Genomic DNA, 22,541 nt, shown 5'->3' on the forward strand with positions numbered 1-22,541 from the left:
TTGTGCCTGCCTCGCTGCTGCTGACCCCGGGTGAACCGGCCGGGATCGGCCCGGAGCTGGCGGTGCGCGCGGCAGCCGAGGATCCGGCCATCGTGCTGGTGGCCGACCCCGGGCTGCTGAGTCGTGCGGCGGCCCGGATCGATCTGGACGCCGATATCGTCGAGCTGTCCGATGTCAGCGCCGATGCCATCGGCGGCATTCGTTGCCTGCCCGTGACCATGGGCGCGCCCGAACAGCCCGGGCAACTGGATCCGAACAACTCGGCCTACGTGCTGGAATGCCTGCACACGGCGGCGCGCGAGTGCCTTGAGCAGCGTGCAGGAGGGCTGGTGACGGGGCCGGTGCACAAGGGTGTGATCAATGCTGCCGGCATTGCGTTTTCCGGTCATACGGAGTACCTGGCCGCACAGGCCGGCGTCGACGATGTCGTCATGATGCTGGCCGCCGGACGAGTTCGGGTAGCCTTGGTCACCACTCACTTGCCCTTAAAGGATGTGCCGGCTGCGATCACGGCGCGACGCGTCAGGCGCACGCTCGAATTGCTGCACGGAGAACTGCTTGCGCGCTTCGGTATCCAGGAGCCGCGCATCGCCGTGCTCGGGCTCAATCCGCATGCCGGTGAGGGTGGGCACCTGGGCGACGAGGAAATCGAGATCATCGAGCCGGTCCTGGAACAGGCACGCGCGGCCGGCATGCAGATCAGTGGGCCGCTGCCGGCCGATACCGCCTTTGTGCCCACCCAGCTGCGCCAGCATGATGCGGTCGTGGCGATGTACCACGATCAGGGGCTGCCCGTGCTCAAGCATGTTGGCTTCGGGCATGCCGTCAATGTCACCCTCGGCCTGCCTTTCGTGCGGACCTCGGTCGATCACGGCACCGCACTGGATCTGGCCGGCACGGGCCGGGCCGATGGTGGCAGCCTGAGTAGCGCCGTGGCGCTGGCCCGGCAGCTTATGGCACCGGGGCCGTGAACCGGCATCGACCGCGCAAGCGCTTCGGCCAGCATTTTCTGCACGACGCCAATATCGTCAGCCGCCTGGTGCGCGCCATCGCCCCGGGCCCCGATGACCACCTGATCGAGATTGGCCCGGGCGAAGGCGTGCTGACTGCGCCGTTGCTGGAACATGTCAGGGCCCTGACCGCAATCGAGCTCGACCGCGATCTGGCGGCCACCCTGGGTGAGCGCCTCGGCCATCCCGATGGCTTGACGGTGATCCAGGCCGATGTGCTCACGGTTGATTTGGTCGAGCTGGCCCCGGACCGGCCGGTGCGTATTGTGGGCAATCTTCCCTACAACATCTCCACGCCCATCCTGTTTCACCTGTTCGACAGCCAGGCCGATATTGCGGACATGCATTTCATGCTGCAAAAGGAAGTGGTTGACCGCATGGTAGCCGGGCCAGGTTCACGCCAGTATGGCCGGCTTTCGGTGATGGCCGCGTTTCATTGCGACATGACGCGCCTGTTCAACGTTCCGCCGGGCGCCTTCCGGCCACCACCGAAGGTGGATTCCGCCATTGTCCGGCTGGCGCCCAGGGCACTGTCCGAGTCGGATCGGACGCTTTTGCCGGCATTCACCGAAGTCGCCCGCCGCGCCTTCGGCCAGCGCCGCAAGACACTGAGAAACAGCCTGAAAGGCCTGCTGGATGCCGAACAGATCAAGGCGGCCGGCATCGACCCGGGTGCTCGTGCCGAGACATTGTCGATGGAGCAGTTCAGGAAGTTGGCTGAGGAGGTAAAAGGTAAAATGTAAAAGGTAAAAGGGGTTTCGCTCGCTGTCGTACGCCAACACCGTACCGTGCCGCGCCGGGCCACGCGCTGCTTTCAAGACCTCTGCATCGGTCCACCAATACTCGCTCCTTTAACCTTTCACCTTTAACCGGCCCGCCGTGCGGGCCCCTCACCACTCGAATATCTTCCAGTGCGCCGGACGCACCGGCTCCATGTGTTCGTGGCGAGAGTCGAAATTTCCGTCTCCGGTGGTGTCGATCAGGTAGTACGGGGGACCGACTGCAGGCACGATGCGGATCATGTAGACCACGCCTCCGGCATGGTATTCCTCGATGATGCGGTCATCTTCGCGCCGGATCACCACCTGGGGTTCAAGCATCTCGTCGGGATCCTGCACCTTGGGCGGTAGTGGCTCATGCTCCGGAATGGGTGGAGGTGAAGCGGCATCGCTTTCGGGTGGTTCGTCGCCCGTGGCGGAATATGTAGACGCGGTCATGGACAAGGCCGCAAGCAGGGCAATCAGACGGAACATAGGGGGTCTCCGGGCTGAGGTGTCATGATGTCAGTCTATCGGTTTTGACCATTTCGGGGAATTGTCATTCCATACGTTTTCCTCACCGGGTTGGTTATCATGAGCCGTCCCCGACACCGATGCTTCCAGAATTCCATGTCGAAGTCGCCACAACTGTGCCTGGTCGATGGCTCGTCCTATCTCTACCGCGCCTTTCATGCCCTGCCCAGCCTGACCAATGCCGAGGGTCAGCCCACCGGCGCCATCTTCGGCGTGGCCAATATGCTCCGGCGGCTGACCGAGCAGCATGATCCCGAGCGCGTGGCGGTGATCTTCGACGCACCGGGCAAGACATTTCGGCACGAGGCCTTTGAGGACTACAAGGCCAATCGTCCGCCCATGCCCGACGAGCTCCGGAGCCAGATCGAGTCGCTGCACAAGCTGGTCGATGCCATGGGGTTGAAGCGTCTGGTCATCGAGGGCGTGGAGGCCGATGACGTGATCGCCACGCTGACCCGGCGCGCGCGTGCCGAGGGTCTCGATGTGCTGATCTCGTCGGGCGACAAGGACCTGGCCCAGCTGGTCGACGAGGGCGTGGTGCTCGAAGACACCATGCAGGACAAGCGCTACGATCCGGCCGCAGTCGAGGAAAAATTCGGCGTCGGCCCGGAACGCATTGCCGACCTGCTTGCGCTGACCGGCGACACGTCCGACAACATTCCCGGGGTCGAGAAGGTCGGACCCAAGACCGCGGCGAAGTGGCTCAACAAATTCGGCAGCCTGGACGAGCTGATCGAGCGAGCCGACGAGGTCGGCGGCAAGATCGGCGACAACCTGCGTGCCGCGCTCGACACCATCCCGCTCTCGCGCGAGCTGGTGGCGCTGGACGAACAGGTCGAACTGGGGCTGGAGCTCGATGAACTGCGGCCGGCCGGGCCGGACAGGGCGCGCATGATCGAACTGCTCAAGCGATTCGGCTTCGCCACCTGGCTGAAGCAGTACAGCGAGGCCGATGAGATCGAGGAAAGTGAGCTGGTTGTCGAAACGGTGACCACCCGCGCCGGCCTCAAGGCGCTGGTCGAGACGTTGGAGCAGGCCGAACTGATCGCCTTCGACACCGAGACCACCAGCCTGGAAGCGCTTGAAGCCGACCTGGTCGGCTTTGCCTTCGCCGTCGAAAGCGGAAAGGCCTACTACGTGCCATTGGCCCATGCCGACCAGGACAACGAGTTCGATCGCGACGAGGCCGTCGAGGCGTTGCGCCCGGTGCTCGAGGATGCCGGGCGCGCCAAGGTCGGCCAGCACCTCAAGTACGACCTCAACGTGCTGGCCCGCGCCGGCGTCAGCCTGGCCGGTGTGGCCCACGACACCATGCTCGAGTCCTACCTCTACCATTCCACAGCCACGCGTCATGACATGGACTCGCTGGCCTCCCGCTACCTTGGCCGTCAGACCACCTCGTTCGAGGCGGTGGCCGGCAAGGGCAAGAAGCAGGTCACCTTCGACCAGGTGCCGGTGGCCACGGCGGCCGACTATGCCGGCGAGGATGCCGAGGTCACCCTGGCCCTGCACCGGCATCTGTGGCCGAAACTCGAGGCGCTCCACGGCCCCCGGCGCGTGTACGAGGAGCTGGAGATTCCGCTCATCCCCGTGCTCGCGCGCATGGAGCGCACCGGCGTGGCGCTGGACGTCGACCAGCTCGCCGCCCAGAGTCGCGAGCTGGAACAGCGCATGGACGAACTGATCGAACAGGCGCATGCCGAAGCAGGGCAGGAATTCAAGCTGGGCTCGACCAAGCAGTTGCGCGAGATCCTGTTCGACAAGCTCGGGCTGGAACCGCGGCGCAAGACGCCGGGCGGGCAGCCGTCGACGGCCGAGGATGTGTTGCAGGAACTGGCCGCCGAGCATGCCTTGCCGCGCCTGATCCTCGAACATCGCGGCCTGGCCAAGCTCAAGAGCACCTACACCGACAGTCTGCCTGGAAAGGTCAACCGCGAGACCGGCCGTGTCCACACCCATTACCACCAGGCCATCGCCGCCACCGGCCGGCTGTCCTCGACCGACCCCAACCTGCAGAACATTCCCATTCGCAGACCCGAGGGCCGGCGCATCCGCAAGGCCTTCATTGCACCGGAAGGCACCACCTTGCTGGCGGCCGACTACTCGCAGATCGAGTTGCGCATCATGGCCCACCTGTCCGGCGACGAGCGCCTGCTCCAGGCCTTCGCCGACGGCGAGGACATTCACCAGGCCACCGCCGCGGAGGTGTTCGGTCTGGACATCGACCAGGTCGAGCCGGAGCAGCGCCGCGCGGCCAAGGCGATCAACTTCGGCCTGATGTACGGCATGAGCGCCTGGGGCCTGTCGCGCCAGCTCGAGTTGCCGCGCTCGGAAGCCGAGCACTATATCGAGCGTTACTTCGAGCGCTATCCCGGGGTGAAGGAATTCATGGACCGTATCCGCAAACAGGCACGCGAGGACGGTTACGTCGAAACCCTGTTCGGGCGCCGGCTGTGGGCCGACGAGATCCGCTCGCGCAACCCGGCCCGTCGCCAGGCCGCCGAGCGCGCCGCCATCAACGCGCCCATGCAGGGCACGGCCGCCGACATCATCAAGCGCGCCATGATCGACGTCGATGCCTGGATTCAGAGCGAAAAAGTACCCGCGCGACTGGTCATGCAAGTGCATGATGAACTGGTGCTGGAGGTCGAAAACGGAGCGCTCGAGGCGGTCACTGCGGGCGTGGTCGAGCGCATGCAGTCCGCTGCCCGCCTCGATGTGACCCTGGAAGTCGATGCCGGCACCGGGAAAGACTGGGAAAGCGCGCACTAACCTTTTGATATTTAAGGAAAACAAAAAAAATTCGAAATTTTTTGCAACATTAGGAACTTTTCCGGAGAAAGCCCGGTCTGAACTATCGCCATGCGCATGGTTTGACTCACCTCCCTCCCTAGGTGAGTCATGAGGATTCGGTTACAGTCCCCAAACCGGATCCGACTACAGGCCCCGGGTCCTCCCTCGCCCGGGGCCTTTCTTTAATCCCGAAATCGGTTGAGAGCTACTGCGCGCGCCTGCCGGCGTCCGGCAGCCACGCGCTCGCTACGCTCTCAAGCGATTTCACCTTACTTGCACGTGTCTGTGCTGATTCGGTTAATGGACCTCCTTGGGTAGAATCATGAGGCTGGACAAATCTTGTGCTACCAACAGCCGGCCGCGATTTTCTTGACAATGATCAATTTCAGGCCGAGTATGTGTCCTGAACAGCAGGGGTAAAAAGGGGCAGAGCCTGACATAGGGAGCGTCGGCAGTGGCCTACCGTTTGCTAATCGTACTCCTTGCCCTTCATGGGGCTGCCGCGTTCGCGGTCGAATCGCAGTTCGATCTGCTTGTTGACCTTGATGGCAGCAGCTCGACCGGCTGCACTGTCTCCACCCCGGCCGGCCCCTTTGACGGCGTCGAGTCGATTCTCAGCACCTTTGTCGAAACCGATGGCAGTGACCAGGCGCGCGTGGTGCGGGTCGAGCGGCGCCATTGCATCGATCCGGCTGGCGATCAGTTCGGGCCGTCCGAGGTGGTGGATGCCGGGGAGTGGCCGGTTGGCATCGGCAACGGACTAGACGGCTTCAACGTCATCGAGACGTACCTGCCCCTGTCGCATTCCGATCGCTTCAACGACCTGCGGCTGGCGCTGGTTGCCAGGGATGATTCAGGCAATGACTCGGTGCTGATGAGCGGCCTGGGTGGTGAGGATATCGTGCTGGACGGACTGCCGGCCATTCCTGTTCCACTGGCCGGAACCGTCGCCCTGGGTGTGCTGGCACTGCTACTGCTTCTGACCGGCCTGTTGATTCTCAATCGCCGGGGGCGTCTCACATTTGCCGCCCTGGCTTGCCTGGTGGCTGGAGGAGCCGCCGGGGCAGCCTGTGTTCTCGACGGCGAGGTGTTCAACTGGAGCATGCAGGATCTGCTGGCCGAAACGGCGGCCAGCGACCCGGAAAACGGGGTTGATATCCGCGCCCTGTTTGCCCGTCGGGACGCTGGTGGCCAGCGCCTGTGCGTACGCATTGATGCCGCACTGCAGTTCACCACCGCCCCGCAGGCAGCCGATGACGACTATGTCACCGTGGAGACATCCTTGCTGGCGGTGTCGGCGGCTGATGGCCTGCTGGACAATGACATCCTGGGCATCCCGGCCGCGGAACTGGCCAGTTTTGGTGGTGGCAGTCTGGGTGGTGAAGTGACGGACCACGGCGCCGGTACCAGTATCACGGTCGGAGCGGACGGCAATCTGAGCGTGCAGGCTGACGGCAGCTTCGAATTTCAGGCGGAAACCGGATTCGAGGGCGATTTCACATTCGAGTACCGGCTGGAGAACATCAGTGGCAGCAGCGATGCCACGGTCACCGTTCAGGTTCAGAGTCCGCCGGAGGCCGTTGACGATGACTACCAGGCAGAGGTCGGACAGCTCTTTGAGCAACCGGCTCCGGGGCTGCTGGCCAACGATGGTGGCGTGCCGGCTCCGGAAGTGGCCAGTTTTGGTGGGGGAGATCTGGGCGGGACAGCCACTGATCACGCTGCCGGCAGTAGTGTATCGATCGCCCCGGACGGCAACGTGGAAGTGCAGGCCGATGGCAGTCTGTCGTTCCTGCCTCCGACGGGCCACACCGGACCGTTCGAGTTCTACTACCAGGCCGAAAACCCTGCCGGCGATGATCAGGCGCGGGTTGAGGTCACCGTCAACCAGGCGCCGGAGGTCACCTCAGACGACAGCCACACCTGCGAGGCGGGCACGACCTGCGAGTTCGATTTTTCGGCCACCGGCTATCCCGAGCCGGTCATCACTGTACAGGGCGACTTGCCCGATGGCGTCAGCTTCGATGCCGCGGACGAAAGCCTGACTGGCACACCGGACGCAGGCACCGGTGGTGTCTGGACGATGACCGTGACGGCCGCCAACGGTATTGGCAGCGACGACGAGCAGAGTTTTACGCTGACCGTCAACGAGGCCCCGTCCATCACCTCGGATGACAACCATGCCTGTGAAGTGGGCAGCACCTGCAGTTTCACCTTTGAAGCCGACGGTCATCCGGCCGCGACCTTCGACCTGCCCGGCCTGCCGGCAGGCCTGAGCCTGGACAGCAATAGCGGTGAACTGTCCGGCACGCCCGATGCCGGTACCGGCGGCACCTATAACCTTACCCTGACGGCCGGCAACGGCATCGGCAGTGACGACACCCAGGCCTTCACGCTCACCGTCGGCGAGGCCCCGGAGATCACCTCGGCCGACAGCCACAGCTGCGAGGTGGGCAGCACTTGCAGTTTCACACTGACCGCGACGGGCCTGCCCGACCCCGAGTTCGACCTGCCCGACCTGCCCGATGGGCTGAGTCTGGACTCCAGTTCCGGAGAACTCAGTGGCACCCCGGACAATGGTACTGGCGGTGTCTACAACCTCACTGCCACGGCCAGCAACAGTGTCGGCAGCGATCAACAGAGTTTTACGCTGACCGTCAACGAGGCCCCGTCCATCACCTCGGATGACAACCATGCCTGCGAAGTGGGCAGCACCTGCAGTTTCACCTTTGAAGCCGACGGTCATCCGGCCGCGACCTTCGACCTGCCCGGCCTGCCGGCAGGCCTGAGCCTGGACAGCAACAGCGGTGAACTGTCCGGCACGCCCGATGCCGGTACCGGCGGTACCTATAACCTCACCCTGACGGCCGGCAATGGCATTGGCAGCGACGATACCCAGACCTTCACGCTCACCGTCGGTGAGGTACCGGAGATCACCTCGGCCGACAATCACAGCTGCGAGGCCGGTAGTACCTGCAGCTTCAGCGTGACCGCCGACGGTCACCCGGACCCGACCTTTAGCATCACCTCCGGCACACTGCCCGACGGACTCAGTCTGGCGGCCGACGGCACCCTGTCCGGCACACCCGATGCCGGCACCGGCGGGGTCTACAACCTGGAATTGACGGCCACCAATTCCATCGACAGTGACGAGCAACCCTTCACGCTCACCGTCAACGAGGCACCCACCATTACTTCGGCGGACACGCTCAACTGCGAGATTGGCAGTGCCTGCGCCTTTACCGTGACGGCCGACGGCCATCCCGAACCGACCTTCAGCATCACGTCCGGCTCACTGCCCGACGGGCTCAGCCTGGCGGCCGATGGCACCTTTTCGGGCACACCCGACGCGGGGACCGGCGGCGCCTACAACCTGGAGCTGACGGCCTCGAACGGCATCGGCACGGATGGCACCCAGGCCTTCACGCTCAACGTTGGCCAGGTACCGTCCATCACCTCGGCCGACAATCACAGCTGCGAGGCCGGTAGTACCTGCAGCTTCAGCGTGACCGCTGACGGTCACCCGGACCCGACCTTCAGCATCACCTCCGGCACGTTGCCCGACGGACTCAGCCTGGCGGCCGACGGCACGCTGTCCGGCACGCCCGATGCCGGCACCGGCGGGGTCCACAACCTGGAATTGACGGCCACCAACACCATGGGAGATGACGACCAGTCGTTTGAACTGACCGTAACCGAGGCGCCACAGGCCAACGACAACCCCAGTGGCGGCATCCCGTCCGACTCGTCACCGGGCAGCATGCCTTACCATGGCAGTATCGACACAACACTGGTGGTATCCGATGCCAACGGGGTACTGACCAACGACACCCTGGGCTTCCCCGCGGCCAGCATTGCCAATCCGACCCCGACCAGCGCCAATGGCGGCAGCGTCACTCTGAGTACTGACGGCGGCTTCTCCTACATCCCACCCAGTGCAAGCTTCACCGGCATTGACACGTTTGAATACTGCCTGGACGACGGTGCCAATCCGCCCGACTGCGCCACGGTGTCGGTGGCCATCGGCGAGCGACCCGAGGCCAACGACCACAACTTCCCCGCAACCCTGTTGGGCAATACCCACGTTGACACCGCCCACGACAGCGGTTTCTCACTGTTCAGTCTGACCAGCGGCGACAGCCTGTCCATCTCGGTGGTCAGCGACACCAACGGCGATGCGGCCGTTAATGCCGCAACCGGCACCTTCAGTTTCAGTCCGGCGGCCGGTCACAACGGCTCGGCGTCATTCCAGTATTCGGCCAGCAACGGCTTTGGCAGTGCAACCGGTACCGTGACCTTCGATGTGCAGGGGATGGTCTGGTACTTCGACAACTCGGCTGCCAGTGGTGGTGACGGGCGTCTTGCCTCGCCGTTCAACAGCCTGGCCGGGGCGAGCTCCGCTGCAGCCGGCGAGGTGCTGTTCCTTCACACCGGATCAGGTGACTACACCGGCGGCATTACGTTGCTGGACAATCAGACCCTGGTTGGTCATGCCGATGTCGGTAATCTTGAAACCCATGCCGGCCAAGGCGCACCGGATGACAGTCCGCTGCCGCCGGTCTCGACCGAACCGGTGATAGCCAACGCCGGTGGTCATGGCATCGCCCTGGGTAGCGGCAATGCCATCCACGGTCTGCACGTGGGCGACACCAACGACTTTGGAGTATTCGGCGATGACTTCGGAACCCTGACCGTCTCGGGCGTGAGCATTACCGGCAGCGGTTCGGGGCTGCACCTGGATGACGGTACCGTTTCCGGCGCCGGTTTTGACCAGGTCAGCGCCACCACCGGCACGCACGGAATCCTGCTGACCGATGTTGCCGGCACGGTAGATCTCGGTGGTGGTGCGATCAGCGGCGCCACCACTGCTGCCCTGGAACTCAATGGCGGAACGGCCGACGTCAACTACTCCGGCACCCTGCAGCCGGGCACCGGCGGGCGCCCGGCGCTGGTTCAGAACAAGAGCGGCGGCACGGTGGCGCTGAGCGGCGCGCTGGACAGTACCGAGCAGGGCGTGCGGGTTGCCGACAACCCGGGCACGACCACACGCTTTGCCGGTGGCATGAATCTTTCCACCGGCAATAGCGTGGCTTTCCATGCCAGCGGAGACGGCACGGTGGAGGTCTGTGACGACAACCCGTGCAATCCCGCGGTCGACGGCGGCCTGATCAACAACCTGAGCACCACGACGGCCACTGCCCTGGAGGTGATCAACACCACCATCGGTGCCAACCATCTGGAGTTTCGCAGTATCTCTGCCGGCACCAGCAGCAACGGTCCCTCTCATGGCATTCTGCTGGACACGACCGGGACCAGCGGTGGCTTGATCCTGCGCGGCACCGGGTCGAGTGGCAGCGGTGGACTGATCCGGAATACTGGTGATGTTTCCGTGCTGCTGCTCGATACCGCCGAGATCGAGCTGAATGACCTGGATGTTTTCAATAGCGGGAATGACGGTATCCGGGGTCAGGGCGTGCACAACTTCGCGCTGGTTGGCGCCAATCTCACCGACAACGGCGATGGGTTCGGAGAGAACGGCTTGCAGTTCGGTGCGCCAACGGGCAGCGTACCAGGCGTCACCGGAACGCTGACCATCACCGATACCAACATCAGCGGTTCGGCCGGCAACAACGTTCATATCCGCAACACCTCCGGTACCCTGGACGCCATGAACGTCAGCGGCGGCAGCTTCAATGAAGTCAGCGGCACCACCGGCGCCAACTCCTTCTTGTTCGAGATGGCCGGAGATGCGGTGACCAACGCGGCCACGATTGCCGGATCAAGCTTCGAGGATAATTCGCCCCAGCGTGCGCTGGAGGTGATCGTGGGCGACAGCAGTACCTTGGCCGATTTCACGATCTCGAACAACATCTTCAGCAATAACGGCATTCACGCCAGTTTCTCGCAACAAAACACCGCTGACCTGACGCTGTCTGTGCTTGACAACGACATGCAACTTGCCGACCCGCTGCACGCCATCAATGTGTTCTCTTCGAGCAGTTCGACCGGCGGCTCGGTCACCGGCACGATCGACGGCAATACCATTGGTGATTCGGCGGTCGCCAGTTCGGGGGCTCGCGGCAATGGTATCCGGGTCTTGATCCAGGGGCAGACCGAGGCGGTGTTGCTGATCAATGACAACACCCTTCGCCAGATCTGGGACGAGAACAATGCCGTGCGCGGCATAGAGGCTTCCTTCCGCGGCTCGACCGCGTCGGGCCTGCCGATTGTCCAGAGCGATATCACCATCACCAACAACGATGTCGATACCATGGCGCCAGACACGGAATTCCCCTTGGCGGCTATCTTCGTGTCGGCCGACGACCAGGGAAGCCCGGCCCGGGTGCGCGCGGATATTCGCGATAATATCGCCCAGAACAGCGTTGGTGGCGGTAGTTGGGAACCTCCCGATTTCGATGGCAATGGCGCACACTTGGTCTTTACCGAGGAAGTTCAACAGAACGAGGAGGGGCAACTGGTTGACACGTTGAACGGCGCTGATGCACAGACCCAAATGGAGAACAACAATTCGGCCACGGTTTATGCGCCGCCGGAAATCACCCTGATTCCGGGGCCGATCAACACACCCTGACCAGGCGTCAGCGGGCAATCGATCAAGGAGAGCGTGCAATGTCGGAACCGTTTCTCAGCGAAATTCGCATGATGAGCTTCAGTTTCCCGCCCAAGGGCTGGGCCTTGTGTAACGGCCAGGTGCTGCCCATCAACCAGAACCAGGCGCTGTTTGCACTGCTGGGCACTACTTTCGGTGGCGATGGTCAGACCAACTTTGCGCTGCCGGATTATCGCGGCCGCGCCCCGGTTCACGTCGGCAACGGGCATGCCCTGGGCGAACGTGGAGGCGAGCAGGCTCATGCGCTGAGCGTATCCGAGATGCCGATCCATCATCACACGCTGCAGGCCACGGCGGATGATGCTGACCAGTCGATGCCGACTGGGAATCTGTTCGCGCGCCAGGCGCCCGACAATGCCTACGTTGCACCTGGCTCACTGGGGGCGATGAATGATGCCTCCATCAGCAATGCCGGAGATTCGCAACCGCACCTCAACATGCAGCCGTACCTGACGGTTTCCTTCTGCATAGCCGTGCAGGGCATTTTCCCGAGCCCGAACTAGGAGCAGGCACCATGACGCAACCCTACATTGGTGAGATCCGTATTTTTGCAGGAAATTTTGCTCCCTCCGGCTGGAAGTTCTGCGATGGCAGCCTGCTGCCCGTTTCCGAGAACGAAGTATTGTTTCAGTTGATTGGCACGAGTTATGGCGGTGACGGGCAAACGACTTTTGCGTTGCCCGATCTGCGTGGCCGCATACCCCTGCATCAAGGCAACGACTTCGTGCTGGCTCAATCGGGCGGTGCGGAGACCGTAACGCTGACTTCCAACCAGATTCCAAGCCATAACCATGCGCTACTGGCTTCAGCGGAAGTTGCCAACGACCCCAATCCCGGTGGAAACGTGCTCGGGGAACAATCGGCCACGTCCCACTTTCATGGTGGCAATCCGCAGGCAGCGATGGCTTCGGGCTCGGTGACCCCGGTCGGAGGCGGGCAACCGCATGACAATGTCCAGCCATTCCTGTGTGTGAATTTCATCATTTCGCTGTTCGGGATATTCCCGTCTCAGAACTGAGCTGGAGGAGCTAGTCGCCATGGCCGACCCATTTGTCGCCGAAATTCGCATGTTCCCTTTCAACTTTGCGCCCAGAGGTTGGGCATGGTGCGACGGGCAGTTGCTGCCTCTTTCGCAGCACACCGCGCTTTTTGCCTTGCTGGGCACTACCTATGGCGGCAACGGCAAGTCGAATTTCGCGTTGCCGGATTTGCAGGGATGTGTGCCGATGCAGCCGGGCCAGGGCCCAGGCCTGACCTCACGCAGCCTGGGCGAGTCGGGTGGGACGGAAACCGTCACGCTGACCGAATCGGAACTCCCGGAGCATGACCATTCGCTGATGGCCACGGGAATGCTTGCCAACCGCACCTCCCCGGTCGGGAACTCCATTGCCCGCCCCAGTGCGGGCTCCTCGTTCAAGCCGTCATCAGGGGAATCGCTTACCGCAATGGCGTCACAAGCGCTGGCCCCGGCCGGTGGCAATTTGCCGCACAACAACATGCAGCCGTACCTGACCTGCTATTTTGCTATCGCCCTGCAGGGTGTGTTTCCGCCTCGTGACTGATGAACAGGACCGCGTGGCAACGGGTCAATGCACTCACCGACAGCGCCACGCTGAAGCTGCGCCCGGAAAGCGATGCCGATGAAACGTTTCTCGAAGCCCTGTACGGCACCACGCGGGCCGATGAGATGGCCCTCGTCCAGTGGCCGGAAGCGCAGGTCCGGCAGTTTGTTGGCCAGCAGTTTCGCGCCCAGCGGGCGCATTACCGCAGACACTATCCTGGAGCCGCTTTTCTGGTGGTCGAAAAAGATGGCCAGCCCATCGGCCGCTTGTACCTGCACACAACCGGAAGGGAACTGCGCCTGATGGACATCCTGTTGTTGCCCGAGTGGCGCGGGCATGGCCTGGGCCGACAGTTGCTGGCAGCCGTTGTGCGCATGGCCATGGATGCCAGCCTGCCCGTGACCCTGCATGTCGAGCCGTTCAATCCGGCCCGACGATGGTATCAGCGGCTCGGTTTCGAGTTGCTGGATGAGCGCGGCGTGTACTGGTTCATGCGCTTGCCCGCCGAGCGGCTGGCGCCGGCCCGTCAACTCCTTGTCTGCTGACCGGAATCGTTCGTCAGGAAAAGGTGATCTCGTAGCGCATGCCGGTCTCATCCGGACCGATCGGCACCAGAAACAGTTCCAGTTCGCCGTTTTCCGGGTGCACCAGGGTGTGGATGCCCTGCGGCCAGTATCGATTCGGTTCCCCGCAACGCACGATGACGCTGAAAGGCTGGCGTTTGCCGGGGCGCCCCCCGGAGCCTGGCTGGCACTGAACGACAACGGCATTGTGAAGGTTGTCGCCAAAGCGAATCGCGATGGTTTGCCCGATCAGCGGCGTGAAATCCTCGAGAGTCAGTTGGTCGAGCATGGCTTGGAATGTGCCTCGGCAGGACTGGAAACCATCATGGTAAATCATCGCCGGCTATACTCTGCCCGTTGCGAACATCTCAGAGGCGAAAGCGCCATGCTTGAAGTCATTATTCTTGCCGCCGGTGAAGGCAGGCGCATGAACTCGGACCGGCCCAAGGTCTTGCAGCACGTGGGTGGGCGGCCGATGTTGTCCCACTTGGTCGATACTGCCGAGGCACTTGAGCCCCGAGCCATTCACGTGGTCGTGGGGGCGGGTGCCGACCAGGTTCGGCAGGCGCTGGCCAACCGGCCGATCCGCTGGTCGGTGCAGGCGCAGCGTCTGGGTACCGGCCATGCCGCCATGCAGGCTTTGCCGGCCGTCGACCCCGGTTCACGAGTGCTGGTGCTGCCCGGCGACATGCCGCTGGTACGCCCGGCCACGCTGGCCGGCCTGCTTCAGAATGATGCCGATGTGGCCGTCTTGAGCTTCATGGCCGACAATCCGACAGGATACGGCCGCATCCTGCGCGATGGCGATGCCGTGTGGGGAATCCGCGAGGAAAAGGACGCCAGTGATGAAGAACGAACCATTAGAGAGGTCAACAGTGCCGTGCTGGTTGCTGGCGCGGGCGATCTGGCCGGGTGGCTGGACCGCGTTGGTGCCGACAACGCTCAGGGCGAATACTACCTGACCGATTGCGTGGGGCTGGCGGCCGCTGATGGCCGTCGGGTCGAGGCCGTGGTGGCCGGGGACGCCAGCGAGTTAATGGGAGCCAACGACCGGTTGCAGATGGCTGCGCTGGAAGCTGTGTTCCAGCGGCGTGCTCGTCGGGCGCTGCTGGAGCAGGGTGCGGCGCTGGCCGATCCCGATACGGTGCAGGTGCGTGGCGATGTGGAAGTGGGGCGCGACGTATTCATCGACGTCAATGTCGTGTTGCAGGGTCGCGTCCGGCTGGGTGATGGAGTCAGCGTGGGGCCCGGCAGTGTGCTCAGCGACTGCGAACTGGCCGCCGGCACCGAGGTGCAGCCGTACTGCGTGATCGAGGGCGCAAAGACAAGCGGTGCGTGCAGCGTTGGTCCGTTTGCACGCCTGCGAGCCGGCACGGAGCTGGCCGAGGGCGTCAAGATCGGCAATTTCGTCGAAACCAAGAATGCCCGACTGGAAGCCGGGGCCAAGGCCTCCCACCTGAGCTATGTCGGCGATGCCGCGGTGGGAGCAGCGGTCAATCTCGGCGCCGGCACCATCACATGCAACTATGACGGGGTCAACAAGCACCAGACGATCATTGGCGAGCGCGCCTTTGTCGGCTCGAACACCAGCCTGGTGGCTCCGGTCGAGATTGGTGCCGGCGCCACCATTGGCGCCGGCAGCGTGATAAGCAGCGATGCGCCCGCCGGGCAGCTGACCCTGTCTCGAGCCCGCCAGCGCAGCATTTCGGGCTGGAAGCGGCCTGAGAAAAAACCCTGACAAGGTTGGCTAAATCCGGTCAGCTGCGGTACGCTCTGCGAGGACCCGCCATCGGCTTTGCCGGCGGCTACAAAAGTAAGGAGGACTAGCTCATGGATGAGAACCAGACCGAAACGCCAGCCGAACCCGAGGACCGCGAGACCCGAAACTGGGCCATGGCCCTGCACCTGTCACTGCTCAGCGGCCTGGTCGTGCCCCTGGCCGGCCTGATCGTGCCGGTGGTCATTTACCTGATCAAGAAGGACTCCCTGCCCGGTCTGGTGCCGCATGGTCATGTGGTGTTCAACTGGATCGTCAGTGCCCTGATTTATGCCGTGGTGAGCCTCGTGCTGGTCGTAGTCGGGATCGGAATCTTGTTGCTGGCCGCCCTCGCCCTTCTCAGCATCGTCTTTCCGATCATCGGTGGCATCAAGGCCACGGAAGGCGAGGTATGGGGCTACCCGCTTTCAATTCGTTTTTTCAAGTAGTACGACCAAGGAGGTCAGTTCCGACGACGGGCCGTTGAATTATCCGGTTCGTCGTCGGTCGAAGATTGCATGAAACAATCCAGCTCTCACTCTTCTGTTCGGCCGCCGCTGGTGCGCTCGAACGTCATTTTCTTCGTTGTCATCAATCTTCTGGGCCTGGTTGCGGCTCCGCTTTGGGGGCTTGCGGTCGGGTTCAGTGGCTGGGCCTGGCTGGCCTGCGGGGTTCTGCTGCTGCTGTCCGGGCTGTCGATTACTGCCGGCTACCACCGCCTGTGGTCGCACCGCACCTACCGCGCGGCCTGGCCACTGCGGCTGTTTTTCGCCGTGTTCGGGACGTTTTCCCTGCAGAATTCGATTCTGGTCTGGGCTGCCCGTCACCGGATTCATCATCGGCACGTCGATGATGTGAATGAAGATCCGCATTCGATCAAGTCGGGTTTCTGGCACGCGCACATGGGCTGGATGATTCGTGACTGGCCCACCAGCAAGATCGATTTCGATCAGGTGCGTGACCTGGAGCAGGATCCCATTGTCATGTGGCAGCATCGTCTTTACTGGCCGCTGACCTGGCTGTTCAATCTCGGTGTGCCGGTGGCGCTGGGGCTGCTTGTCGGCGAGGTGATCGGCATGGTGCTGCTGGCCGGTGCCTTCCGCCTGGCCTTCTCCCAGCACTGCACCTTCTTTATCAATTCGCTGGCTCACACCTGGGGCAAGCGGGTTTACAGCAATGAGAACACCGCGCGCGATAATGGCGTCATTGCCCTGCTGACCTGGGGTGAGGGCTACCACAACTTCCACCACGCCTTTCAGTACGACTACCGCAACGGCGTGCGCTGGTGGCAATTCGATCCGGGCAAGTGGCTGATCGCGGCCTGTTCCTGGATCGGTCTGGCCTACGAGCTCAAGCGGGTGCCTGCATTCAGGATTCGGCGCGCGCGCCTGCAGGTGCTGTTCCGGCAGCTGGAGTCGCGAGTGGCCAGCGGCCAGGTGCATGAGACCTGGGCAGAAGCCTTTGAACGCGAATACCAGCAATTCAAGGAGACCGTGGCCCAGTGGCAGGCGATCCAGGCCGAACGCGTGCAGGCCGGCAAGCATGCCTTGCGTGATCGCTGGCACCGCACCGCCTTCCGAACGCGCTACAAGGAACTTGAGTACCGCCTGAAAATGCAGACTCGTCGCCTGGCCACACTGCAGCGCGCAGCCACGGCCGCCTGAGCTGCGGCCTTTAGGCGCTGGAGGGGGCAGGGCGACATCCCTGCCTGAGCGCTTTTCGGTTTCTTCAAGCCGGCAAGCTGAAGAATTCCCGGGCGCAGGCCGTGGTTTGCGCGGCCAGTTGCTGCGGCGTCACGCCACGACACGCGGCCACGGTGCCGGCAATCCAAGGCAGCCACCTGGGCTCGTTGCGATGCGTGCGCACCTTGGGGCGCAGGTTTCTCGGCTTCAGATAGGGCGCGTCGGTTTCGATCATCAGGCGGTCTGCCGGGATCTCGTCGACGAACTCCTTGAGGTGGTGGCCGCGGCGCTCGTCGCAGATCCATCCGGTGATGCCGATGTGACAGTCCAGGGCCAGGTAGTCCAGCATGGCCTCACGGGTGTCGGTAAAGCAGTGCACCACGACGTGAGACAGGTGCGGCCTGAATTCGCGCAGAATGGCCAGAAAGTCGGCATGGGCGTCGCGCTGGTGAAGAAATACGGGCTTGCCGCAGGCCACGGCCAGCTCTAGCTGACGCTCGAAGGCCTTCTTCTGCGCCGGGCGGGGCGAGAAGTCGCGAAAATAATCCAGGCCGCATTCGCCGACGGCCACGACGGGTTGTTCGGTATGTAGATCGGCCAGCACGCTCTCGGTCTCGCTGGTGAATTCGGCCGCCAGGTGAGGGTGTACTCCCGCAGTGGCGAACAGAACGCCCTCGTGCCGCCGGGCCAGTTTCAGCGCCTCGATGCTGCCCGCTTCGGATGCGCCGGTGACGACCATCCGGGTCACGCCGACGTCTCGTGCGCCGGCGATGACCTCGTCGCGATCCTTGCCAAAGCTGTCGTGGGTGAGGTTGCACCCGATGTCTATCAATTCCATGGCGCGGGATTGTAACCGCTGCCAGGCGCATCGGAGAGCGCCTGCATGGGATTTCAGAGACGAAGGTGCAGTTTCAGGCCGGCTTGATCCCGGGGGCGTGTCAGGTCGGCCAGGGTGTACTGGTCGAGGGTTTCCCTGAATCGGGTCAGGGCCTCGTCGAGCATGCCCGGCAGGCGGCAGACCGGCGTGATGACGCAGGCATTGTCCGGTCGGAAGCATTCAACCAGGCGAAAATCCGATTCGACCCGCGAGACCAGCTGACCAATGCGGATGTTGCCCGGATCGCGGGCCAGCTCGATGCCGCCGCCGGCGCCCCGGGTCGAGCGGACGTAACCCAGGGTGACAAGTTGGTGGACCACCTTCATCAGATGGTTGCGGCTGATGCCGTAAGTTTCGGCAATCTGCTGAATCGTGGCGCGCTCGGGCCTGATCAGTGCCAGGTAGATCAGCACGCGCAACGCCAGGTCGGTGTGCAGGGTCAGGCGCATGTCAGGTTATCCCGGTTTGCCGTCGGCTCGCGGCTGGCTGAGAATCGGCCAGTAGGCGATGACGAAGATCAGGAAGGCCACAATCCAGGCCAGCCCCGCGGCAATCACGGTGGGTCGATAGGGCAACCATTCCAGTGCCCCGGCCAGCCTCAGGATTGCCGCGGCGATGACCAGCCAGTAGCCCGGAACCATGACGGCCGGCAGTTCAAGTGGGCGACCGGTATGCCCCAGGCACACGCGGGTCATGACGCCGAGTATCAGAATTCCCATGGCGCCAGTACCCAGCGCATGTAGCCACGCTGAGGGTCCGATGGCATCGATCCAGGGCGAGAATCCCATCAGGAGCAGACCCAGCGGAATCCAGGCATAGCCCAGGTGAAGCATCCACATCAAGGGATCGCTGCGGACCTGCCAGCCGGCCCAGCCGGCCAGTCGTAGCGCATTGGCGGCTCCGGCCAGGAGTGCAATGGCCCCGGTCCAGGCCCAGGGCGCGCCGGCCAGAATCATGGCCAGCAGGACCAGCACCGAGATCATGGACGCCGAATCGACGACCCCGAATGATTTCACCGCGGTTGGCTGTCTGCCGGTGCGCAGCAGCCAGTTGCGCGTGAAGGCCGGCGTAATGCGCCCGCCAATGACGACCATCAGCACCACGACCAGCATTATCGTGCCCCACTCGGCGCGTTGAATCAGGCCCGGTCTGCCATCGAGGACCCCGATATGGAAGAGCAGGTTGGCCAGCCAGAGCAGCCCGATCAGACCGACCAGGGCATAGTTGCGCCGATTGCCGGCGGCATGAATGACGCGTCCCGCGTAGACCGCCACGGCCAGCAGGAAAGACAGGTCGATGGCAGCTACCAGCCACCCCGGCAGCCAGGCCGCCGTCCACATGGCCATTCTGCCGGCCAGCCAGAGCCCGAACAGGGCCATCAGGCCGCGCCCCGAAAGCGGCGCAGCACCGGTCCAGTTGCACATGGCCGTCAGCAGGAATCCGGCAATGGCGGCTGCCACCATGCCAAAAAGCATTTCGTGGCTGTGCCACTGTACGGGCGACATGCTCTCCGGCAGCGGCCAGCCGTCAAACCAGGCACCCAGCCAGTAGGCGATCACTGCGATCGCGTAGAGCCCGGTGGCCAGGAAGAACGGTCGAAATGGGCTGGCCCACAGCGAGAACGTTGTCGTGGAGTCGGATGCTAAGGACTGGGTCGACATGTCGGCGCGGATGCAGTTCGGGTGGCCGGCAGGGAGGGCCGGGACAGAATGAAGGTGGCCACCGCCATGAAAAAGAGCGTCAGACCGGCCAGTATCCGCCCGTCAATACCCAGAACCCAGAGCGTGATCCAACTCAAAGCCAGCAACAGGCAGGCCGTCAGTTTGGCCCCGGCCGGAATGGCGCGATGCCGCTGCCAGGCGCGAATCGAGGGCCCGTAGCGTGGATGGCGATACAGCCACCAACGCAACCGGGGCGAAGAACGCGTCGCCGCCCAGGCCGCCACCAGCAGGAATGGAGTCGTTGGCAGCAGGGGAACGACCACACCGATGCCGCCCACCCCCACACAGGCGTAGGCCAGCATCATGTACAGCAACTGGCTGGGTTGACGCCGAATGGTCATTCGGAACTTCCTGCACTCAAAACATGCAACAAGAATACATTATTGTTTGAAAGGTGGCAATGGCTGCCAGACGACAACCCCCCCCCAAGGCTTCGCAGGGTTTTTCCAGGGCCGTGCCGGCCTTCACCGTGCGAGGCCCCGGATAATCGCGCGGTGCGCGATTTCCGGGGCGACGGCGAAGAGCCCGCTATCCTCAGATCCCACTTCTCACCCGGGCCGAGAAACGAGTAAAATAGCCACCCTCGCCACCCAAGGCGACGCAGACCACCGCCGGCTTAGCTCAGTTGGTAGAGCGGCTGATTTGTAATCAGTAGGTCGGGAGTTCGAATCTCTCAGCCGGCACCAGATTCAGGAAAGTGCCCCATTGTTGGATGGGGCGTTTTCGTGTCCGCAGCCTCAATTCGAACTCCCGACAAATAACGATCGCTGGAGCGCAGCGACAGCCCGAAGGGTAAGTTTGTAATGAATCACTCAGCGCTTCCGCGGCTTGCACCCGGACGGGTCAGTCGCTCCCATTCACGCATGGCTTCCGGGTCACCATTGCGGCTCTTGATGTAGATGTTGAGCAGGCGGATTTCGGGCGACTGGTGCTGGTCGTGCGTGTCGACGGGGATTTCGATCAGGGCCAGGCCGCGGCGCTCACCCGAGAGGTATTCCTGGAAACGGGTCTGGAGTTGTTCGACATTGGAACATTGCCAGCCTCTGCCGCCGAATGCCTGCACCAGGGCCATGGCGTCGAAGCGTTCGTCGGAGCAGTAGTAGATGGGCGCGTCGGAGCTCTTGCCGAGGTGGAACAGCTCGTTTCGCATCAGGATGAGGATGGCGTCGAGATCCTGTTTGAGGAAGTGGATCAGCTCGTTTTGCTGGAAGTGGAAACCGCCATCGCCGACAATCATGACCGGCAGACAGCCGCCGATCGAGTGGGCACGCAGTGTTTCGGCCACGGCTCTTGCGTAGGGCAGCGTGGTGCCCATGGCCGCGTACCAGGGGTTTGACAGCCAGGCTCGTCCGAGCGCGTTCTTGCGTGGTCGCAGACCGAAGCTGGCGAAGAAGGAGTTGCCGACTTCCGGCAGGTAGATGAAGTCGGTCTCGTGCCGGTCCTGAATGGCGTTGAGCGTGGCCGCCAGGTTGTGAAACCCCAGCGCGTCGCCGGCTTCGGGTACTCGCCGTGCTGGTGCTTTCGGTGCGCACTGGAAGTGTGGCAGATCGAGTGCAGATAGCGCGTTCATGAATGCGCTGAGATCGGCATCGCAGCGGCTGGTGCCCTTGATGACCGTCTTGTTGTCGAAGTGCTCGACATGGTACGTGCCGGTGCCGAAGGCGGTGGGGGTGTCCTGGGGCAGGATGCTGGTGCCCAGTTCAAGGATGTAGTCGGCCTGGCGTTCGATATAGTCGCGGGCATCGGGCTGGGAGAACACACCGTTGTAGCTGCCCAGGAAGAGCGGATCGTTCTCGTCGAAGACTCCCTTGCCGAACCAGTTGGTGGCATAGGGGATGCCGTGTTCCTGGCAGAAGGATTCGATGTGCTGGCGCAGGGCCCGGTTGAGGCGGATGCGTTCGCCGACAAACACCAGGGGGGAGCGCGCCTGCTTGAGCTTTCTCTGCACTTCGGTGGCCAGCAGTTCGGTGCCGTCGAGCAGCAGTTCATCCTCGGCCAGACGCGAACGCGGCGGCAGGCTGAGCGTCTGCGTGGGCAGGTTGACCAGGTCGCGGGGGACCTCGATGAAGACCGGGGCACGTTCTCGGAAGGCGTGGCGGACCAGCTCGAAGAAGTGTTCCCCGGCCACGCTGGGCTGCCCGGGGTGACGCGGCCCCTGCAGGCGTTCTGCCCGGATGTTGAGCCCGCCAAAGGCCCTGAGGGCGGCATCGTGGTCGAGATCCCAACTGCCGCCGTGGCAGACGCTGTGATGCAGGGCCATGCGTCCGACTTCGCCCTCGCCGGGGGCGCCGGAGATGAAGACCACCGGCAGGCCTTCGGTCCGGGCCAGCGCCGCGGCGCTGAGGCAGGGCAGGCTGCCGACGGTATAGGTGGTCAGGCAAAAGCCGATGCCGCTGATCTCGGCCTGCGCGCAGGCACTGAAGCCGGCATGCATCTCGTTGCTGCCGGCAATGACCGGCAGGTGGTGTTCCAGGGCGGAGATGATATTGGCCACAAAATCGCCGCCCACGCCAAAGATGTGGGGTGCTTCAAAGTAGGCTAGTACCTGCGCCATGCTTTTGCCCAGGGTCGGCAGCGTATCGGCATAGTCCCTCCCGAAGTTGAGGCGAATGCTTTCCAGGTCCGAGCGGGTCATTGCATGATCTCCTGTTGGC

The 22,541-nt window shown here is 63.3% G+C and carries 18 protein-coding genes and 1 tRNA gene; 12 read left to right on the plus strand and 7 right to left on the minus strand.

Annotation, left to right across the window (positions count from 1 at the left end; genetic code table 11):
• The first annotated feature begins 2 nt into the window (after positions 1-2).
• Complete coding sequence (gene pdxA / locus IC757_RS01840) at positions 3-971, plus strand: 4-hydroxythreonine-4-phosphate dehydrogenase PdxA (RefSeq protein ID WP_190975707.1); 969 nt, start codon at positions 3-5, stop codon at positions 969-971.
• A complete protein-coding gene (rsmA, locus tag IC757_RS01845; protein WP_190975708.1) occupies positions 968-1,753 on the plus strand; it encodes a 16S rRNA (adenine(1518)-N(6)/adenine(1519)-N(6))-dimethyltransferase RsmA in 786 nt (261 codons plus the stop codon). The genes pdxA and rsmA overlap by 4 nt, the downstream gene beginning before the upstream one ends.
• A gap of 147 nt (positions 1,754-1,900) precedes the next feature.
• Here the strand turns inward: rsmA and IC757_RS01850 are convergent, their stop codons facing one another.
• Positions 1,901-2,263, minus strand: a complete 363-nt coding sequence (locus IC757_RS01850; RefSeq protein ID WP_190975709.1) for a DUF2782 domain-containing protein — start codon at positions 2,261-2,263, stop codon at positions 1,901-1,903.
• Between the two features lie 135 nt (positions 2,264-2,398).
• Here IC757_RS01850 and polA point away from each other — a divergent pair, with 135 nt between their 5' ends.
• The 6 genes from polA (at position 2,399) to IC757_RS01880 (ending at position 13,833) form a co-directional block, all read left to right on the plus strand.
• Positions 2,399-5,074 (plus strand): DNA polymerase I, encoded by a 2,676-nt coding sequence (gene polA / locus IC757_RS01855; protein ID WP_190975710.1) that lies wholly within the window; start codon positions 2,399-2,401, stop codon positions 5,072-5,074.
• 475 nt (positions 5,075-5,549) lie between these two features.
• A complete protein-coding gene (locus IC757_RS01860; RefSeq protein WP_190975711.1) occupies positions 5,550-11,687 on the plus strand; it encodes a putative Ig domain-containing protein in 6,138 nt (2,045 codons plus the stop codon).
• 38 nt (positions 11,688-11,725) lie between these two features.
• Positions 11,726-12,229 carry a phage tail protein gene (locus IC757_RS01865; RefSeq protein ID WP_190975712.1) on the plus strand — a complete coding sequence of 168 codons (504 nt, stop codon included), beginning with the start codon at positions 11,726-11,728 and terminating at the stop codon, positions 12,227-12,229.
• 11 nt (positions 12,230-12,240) lie between these two features.
• Entirely contained in the window at positions 12,241-12,744 is a 504-nt protein-coding gene (locus IC757_RS01870) for a phage tail protein (RefSeq protein WP_190975713.1), read from the plus strand.
• Between the two features lie 19 nt (positions 12,745-12,763).
• On the plus strand, positions 12,764-13,288 hold the full coding sequence (locus tag IC757_RS01875; RefSeq protein WP_190975714.1) for a phage tail protein: 525 nt from the start codon (positions 12,764-12,766) through the stop codon (positions 13,286-13,288).
• Positions 13,288-13,833: a GNAT family N-acetyltransferase gene (locus IC757_RS01880; protein WP_190975715.1), complete on the plus strand. Its 546-nt coding sequence runs from the start codon at positions 13,288-13,290 to the stop codon at positions 13,831-13,833. Before IC757_RS01875 ends, IC757_RS01880 begins: the two co-directional genes overlap by 1 nt.
• A 13-nt stretch (positions 13,834-13,846) precedes the next feature.
• Here the strand turns inward: IC757_RS01880 and IC757_RS01885 are convergent, their stop codons facing one another.
• Positions 13,847-14,140, minus strand: a complete 294-nt coding sequence (locus IC757_RS01885; protein ID WP_190975716.1) for a DUF6916 family protein — start codon at positions 14,138-14,140, stop codon at positions 13,847-13,849.
• A gap of 96 nt (positions 14,141-14,236) precedes the next feature.
• Between IC757_RS01885 and glmU the strand changes: the two genes are divergently transcribed.
• The 3 genes from glmU to IC757_RS01900 all read left to right on the plus strand — a co-directional run bounded on the left by glmU (position 14,237) and on the right by IC757_RS01900 (position 17,271).
• Positions 14,237-15,589, plus strand: coding sequence for a bifunctional UDP-N-acetylglucosamine diphosphorylase/glucosamine-1-phosphate N-acetyltransferase GlmU (gene glmU, locus IC757_RS01890; protein ID WP_190975717.1), 1,353 nt, complete (start codon positions 14,237-14,239; stop codon positions 15,587-15,589).
• Between the two features lie 92 nt (positions 15,590-15,681).
• Positions 15,682-16,056: a DUF4870 domain-containing protein gene (locus tag IC757_RS01895; protein ID WP_190975718.1), complete on the plus strand. Its 375-nt coding sequence runs from the start codon at positions 15,682-15,684 to the stop codon at positions 16,054-16,056.
• Positions 16,057-16,125: 69 nt separating this feature from the next.
• Positions 16,126-17,271 (plus strand): fatty acid desaturase, encoded by a 1,146-nt coding sequence (locus IC757_RS01900; RefSeq protein WP_190975719.1) that lies wholly within the window; start codon positions 16,126-16,128, stop codon positions 17,269-17,271.
• Positions 17,272-17,335: 64 nt separating this feature from the next.
• Here the strand turns inward: IC757_RS01900 and IC757_RS01905 are convergent, their stop codons facing one another.
• Genes IC757_RS01905 through IC757_RS01920 form a run of 4 tightly spaced genes read right to left on the minus strand, consistent with a single transcriptional unit; the run spans position 17,336 to position 20,228 of the window.
• A complete protein-coding gene (locus tag IC757_RS01905) occupies positions 17,336-18,127 on the minus strand; it encodes a TatD family hydrolase (protein ID WP_190975720.1) in 792 nt (263 codons plus the stop codon).
• A 53-nt stretch (positions 18,128-18,180) separates the two neighbouring features.
• Positions 18,181-18,615, minus strand: coding sequence for an RrF2 family transcriptional regulator (locus tag IC757_RS01910; protein ID WP_190975721.1), 435 nt, complete (start codon positions 18,613-18,615; stop codon positions 18,181-18,183).
• A gap of 6 nt (positions 18,616-18,621) precedes the next feature.
• On the minus strand, positions 18,622-19,827 hold the full coding sequence (locus tag IC757_RS01915) for an NnrS family protein (RefSeq protein ID WP_190975722.1): 1,206 nt from the start codon (positions 19,825-19,827) through the stop codon (positions 18,622-18,624).
• A complete protein-coding gene (locus tag IC757_RS01920; RefSeq protein ID WP_190975723.1) occupies positions 19,809-20,228 on the minus strand; it encodes a YbaN family protein in 420 nt (139 codons plus the stop codon). Before IC757_RS01920 ends, IC757_RS01915 begins: the two co-directional genes overlap by 19 nt.
• Positions 20,229-20,497: 269 nt before the next feature.
• Here IC757_RS01920 and IC757_RS01925 point away from each other — a divergent pair.
• Positions 20,498-20,573, plus strand: a tRNA-Thr gene (locus IC757_RS01925).
• 122 nt (positions 20,574-20,695) lie between these two features.
• On the opposite strand, the gene IC757_RS01930 is transcribed toward IC757_RS01925, so the two are convergent.
• Positions 20,696-22,522 (minus strand): thiamine pyrophosphate-binding protein, encoded by a 1,827-nt coding sequence (locus IC757_RS01930; protein ID WP_223846211.1) that lies wholly within the window; start codon positions 22,520-22,522, stop codon positions 20,696-20,698.
• Positions 22,523-22,541 lie beyond the last annotated feature (19 nt).

Origin of the sequence: Wenzhouxiangella sp. AB-CW3 (assembly GCF_014725735.1) — a bacterium.
In the GTDB taxonomy this organism is placed as follows: Bacteria; Pseudomonadota; Gammaproteobacteria; order Xanthomonadales; family Wenzhouxiangellaceae; genus Wenzhouxiangella.

Coding starts and splice junctions, on each gene's coding strand:
- IC757_RS01930 (WP_223846211.1), bottom strand. CDS start 22,522: ATGACCCGCTCGGACCTGGAAAGCATTCGCCTCAACTTCGGGAGGGAC.
- IC757_RS01900 (WP_190975719.1), top strand. CDS start 16,126: ATGAAACAATCCAGCTCTCACTCTTCTGTTCGGCCGCCGCTGGTGCGC.
- polA (WP_190975710.1), top strand. CDS start 2,399: ATGTCGAAGTCGCCACAACTGTGCCTGGTCGATGGCTCGTCCTATCTC.
- IC757_RS01850 (WP_190975709.1), bottom strand. CDS start 2,263: ATGTTCCGTCTGATTGCCCTGCTTGCGGCCTTGTCCATGACCGCGTCT.
- IC757_RS01910 (WP_190975721.1), bottom strand. CDS start 18,615: ATGCGCCTGACCCTGCACACCGACCTGGCGTTGCGCGTGCTGATCTAC.
- IC757_RS01895 (WP_190975718.1), top strand. CDS start 15,682: ATGGATGAGAACCAGACCGAAACGCCAGCCGAACCCGAGGACCGCGAG.
- glmU (WP_190975717.1), top strand. CDS start 14,237: ATGCTTGAAGTCATTATTCTTGCCGCCGGTGAAGGCAGGCGCATGAAC.
- IC757_RS01905 (WP_190975720.1), bottom strand. CDS start 18,127: ATGGAATTGATAGACATCGGGTGCAACCTCACCCACGACAGCTTTGGC.
- IC757_RS01885 (WP_190975716.1), bottom strand. CDS start 14,140: ATGCTCGACCAACTGACTCTCGAGGATTTCACGCCGCTGATCGGGCAA.
- IC757_RS01875 (WP_190975714.1), top strand. CDS start 12,764: ATGGCCGACCCATTTGTCGCCGAAATTCGCATGTTCCCTTTCAACTTT.
- IC757_RS01915 (WP_190975722.1), bottom strand. CDS start 19,827: ATGTCGACCCAGTCCTTAGCATCCGACTCCACGACAACGTTCTCGCTG.
- IC757_RS01865 (WP_190975712.1), top strand. CDS start 11,726: ATGTCGGAACCGTTTCTCAGCGAAATTCGCATGATGAGCTTCAGTTTC.
- IC757_RS01870 (WP_190975713.1), top strand. CDS start 12,241: ATGACGCAACCCTACATTGGTGAGATCCGTATTTTTGCAGGAAATTTT.
- IC757_RS01920 (WP_190975723.1), bottom strand. CDS start 20,228: ATGACCATTCGGCGTCAACCCAGCCAGTTGCTGTACATGATGCTGGCC.
- IC757_RS01880 (WP_190975715.1), top strand. CDS start 13,288: ATGAACAGGACCGCGTGGCAACGGGTCAATGCACTCACCGACAGCGCC.